We start from the raw sequence: 2,930 nt of genomic DNA, 5'->3' as shown, positions 1-2,930 counted from the left end.
GACATGATATACATGATATCAAGTGTGGACGGTTATTACCGTTCGGCTATGTTAGGTACGGCTACTGTCTCTTGTGCTGGCTGTCGTCTGCTATATGGTTTTGTATATTTGTTGTTTTTCCCGTAGTAGGTTCTGTTGGAGTTGTTGTAATTCCTTTTTTGAGGCTCAACAGTTTTTGCAGTTTGTGTTTTTTGTACGTTTTGGGGAGTTTCTTCTGCGGTCTCTATATTTTGTTTTTGTTCTGTGTATACTTCTGTTTTTAAAACTTTATTTTTATACTGCTCTATAGAAAAGACAAAATCAGGCAGTTGGAGGTCGCAGACAAGGTCCTGTATCATTGCGTATGACTTGAAGATTGTAATAGCCGCATCAGAAACAAGGTCGCTTAATTTATCCAGCTTCCCCTCAAGAAAGAGCTGTTCTCCAATAACAGTCTTAACATCGTAGTTGTTGTTAGTCGAAAAATATTTGTCGCTGATATCTACTATATTCTTCCCAAAACGAAGTTTGAGGTAGTTGGGCTGACGGTCCCCCCAAGGGTCAGAATCATCAAAAAGGACTTTTAGTGCTTTTTTAGCACTATTGCTTAAAATAGAAGTTTTTTCTAGTTTGTCTTTTTGATAGAACTCAAAGGCTTTTCTGTATATGTTTTTTAGCCCGAAGGCTCCTCCGTCTTCTGTGACTAAGACGGGGTAATTGGGCATTGAGTGCTCTATGATGGCGTTGAAGAGGGATAATGCGGCATCAACAACCTTCTGTTCGTCGCCGACAAAAGACCTCCATATTAGTTTCCCTTTTTCTTCCTGATTAGCTTTGATATATGCCGCTATGCCAATACCGCATATCTTTTGGTACGCCAAGGGAAGAAACACTTTTTGTTCATCTGGGTCTCTAAACTTTTTCATCATCTCCTCGCTGCTTATACCAAACAGATCACAGCGAGCTTTCATGGCATCGTAGTCGGGTATTGTTTGCACGTATACCGATACACAGTTCCGCAGTTGGGGTTTTGGTTCATTGGTCCTTTCTGTCTGAACCGATGGATTGGAATTGCTTTTTAAATTGGATTTTGTATTGTGATCCTCATAGTTTTTGTAATGGGAATCCGCTTTAAATGACTTCACTGGCATAGTCCTATTCCTCCTATCTATTGGTTGTTTCCTACTAAACACACTTAAAAATATATGCGTAAAAAATATAAATACGCAGGAAATACATTTTTAAAGGCAAACCGTTTGAACTACTCCCACTTTCGCTTCGCTTAGAAGTGGGAGATTCCTACGAACTTCGCTCTATCGAGCGAATATTTAGTAGGCTATCCCCGTAGTCCCTACGGTTAATCGCAATGCTTCATTGCGAAGATTTAGACTTGCGTTAATATCTCTATCATGATGGGTCCCACATGACGGACATTCCCATTCACGAAGATTGAGATTCTTAACGTCTTTATTTTTATAGCCACAACATGAACATAATTGAGAAGAAGCAAATGTTTTGCTTACTTTAACTATTTTTTTACCATACCATTTTGCTTTGTATTCCAACATCGTTCTAAATTGTGACCATGATACTTCGCTAATTGCTTTAGCAAGATTGTTATTTTTTAACATATTACTTACAGACAAATCTTCCATCCCGATAATGTCGTGGTTTTTGACAATATAGGTGGAGATTTTATGCAAGTAATCATTTCTTGCGTTTGTGATTTTCTCATGGATACGTGCAACTTTAATTCGTTGTTTGTTCCAATTAGAACCACCTTTTTTACGTCTTGATAGAATCCGTTGTGCTTTTGCTAATTTTTCTTCTAATCTTCGAAAAAACTTAGGATTAGAGTAAATCGTTCCATCTGAAAGAATAGCAAATTCTTTCAAGCCGACATCTATGCCAACAGCAGAGTCAGTTTTAGGTAATTCCTGAACTTCTGTTTCTACAAGAATGGATACAAAATATTTTCCACTTGGATTACGTCTAATTGTTACATTTATTATGCGACCTTCAACTTCTCTACTTTTAGCAAAACGAATCCATCCGAGTTTAGGAAGTTTGATACGGTTATTTTCAATTTTGATATTCCCATTTGTATATTTCGTTGTGTAGGATTGAATTGGATTCTTTTTTGTTTTAAAACGAGGAGATTTATTTTGACCTTTAAAAAAACAAGTAAATGCATCTGCTAAATGTTTCAATGAGGTTTGAATCGCAATACTATCCACTTCTTTTAGCCATGTAAATTCTTTTTTCAGTTGGGTTAACTGTGAACTACAAGTATTGTATGACAATCCTTTTCCTGTTTCTTTGTAAGCATCGTTCCACTTAGCAAGAAAATGGTTGAATACAAATCGACAGCATCCAAAAGTTTTATTAATCAACACTTCTTGCTGTTTGTTTGGATAGATGCGAAATTTATATGCTTTATTGACTATCATGACTTTCACCTCCCTTTGTGTTATTATATACATAGTATATCATAATTGATATTAAATGTATATCATTTTTAAGGGGTGAAAGCATGGAAAAGCAATCAGTTGTATTACGTTTTCCAAAAACTCTTTTAGAGAAAGTGGACAAATACAAAGAACAAAAAGGGTTTGGTACTCGCACACAAACCATTTTTCATCTGTTGCAAGTGGCTCTTGAACAGTCAGAACATCAAGAAAAAGAAAGCAATTCATCTCCCACCTAAAGAGGTGGGAGTCTTCTTGCTTATTTTAGATAAACCGCCGGCCCCACCCTCCGCCTTCTGTAGCGGTTTGCGCCCTTACACTCCCTCAACCCATAGCTCCCAAAAAAAGAAAGGCGCACCACAAAGGCGCGCCCATCAAGGGGGAAAGGGGGAATATGAAAAAAGGCCGAGCTCTTGGCCCGGCCTTTCTCATCATAGATATGATACCACAGAATAACCCTCTATTTCTGCCAACTTTCTGCCA

At 37.6% G+C, this 2,930-nt stretch carries 3 protein-coding genes; 1 reads left to right on the top strand and 2 read right to left on the bottom strand.

Annotated features, from left to right (window positions below; translation table 11 throughout):
* Positions 1-35: 35 nt before the first annotated feature.
* Both V7Z69_RS09690 and tnpB read right to left on the bottom strand, forming a co-directional pair.
* On the bottom strand, positions 36-1,172 hold the full coding sequence (locus V7Z69_RS09690) for a 3'-5' exonuclease family protein (RefSeq protein ID WP_334139781.1): 1,137 nt from the start codon (positions 1,170-1,172) through the stop codon (positions 36-38).
* Between the two features lie 135 nt (positions 1,173-1,307).
* A complete protein-coding gene (gene tnpB, locus V7Z69_RS09685) occupies positions 1,308-2,429 on the bottom strand; it encodes an IS200/IS605 family element RNA-guided endonuclease TnpB (RefSeq protein WP_334139780.1) in 1,122 nt (373 codons plus the stop codon).
* An 83-nt stretch (positions 2,430-2,512) separates the two neighbouring features.
* On the opposite strand from tnpB, the gene V7Z69_RS09680 reads away from it, so the two are divergent.
* Positions 2,513-2,686 carry a hypothetical protein gene (locus V7Z69_RS09680; RefSeq protein WP_334139779.1) on the top strand — a complete coding sequence of 58 codons (174 nt, stop codon included), beginning with the start codon at positions 2,513-2,515 and terminating at the stop codon, positions 2,684-2,686.
* Positions 2,687-2,930 lie beyond the last annotated feature (244 nt).

This window comes from Thermovirga lienii (assembly GCF_036847465.1).
Taxonomy (GTDB): Bacteria; Synergistota; Synergistia; order Synergistales; family Thermovirgaceae; genus Thermovirga; species Thermovirga lienii.
Note: the sequence above shows the minus strand (reverse complement) of the source record. Positions and strands in the feature narration are given on the sequence as shown.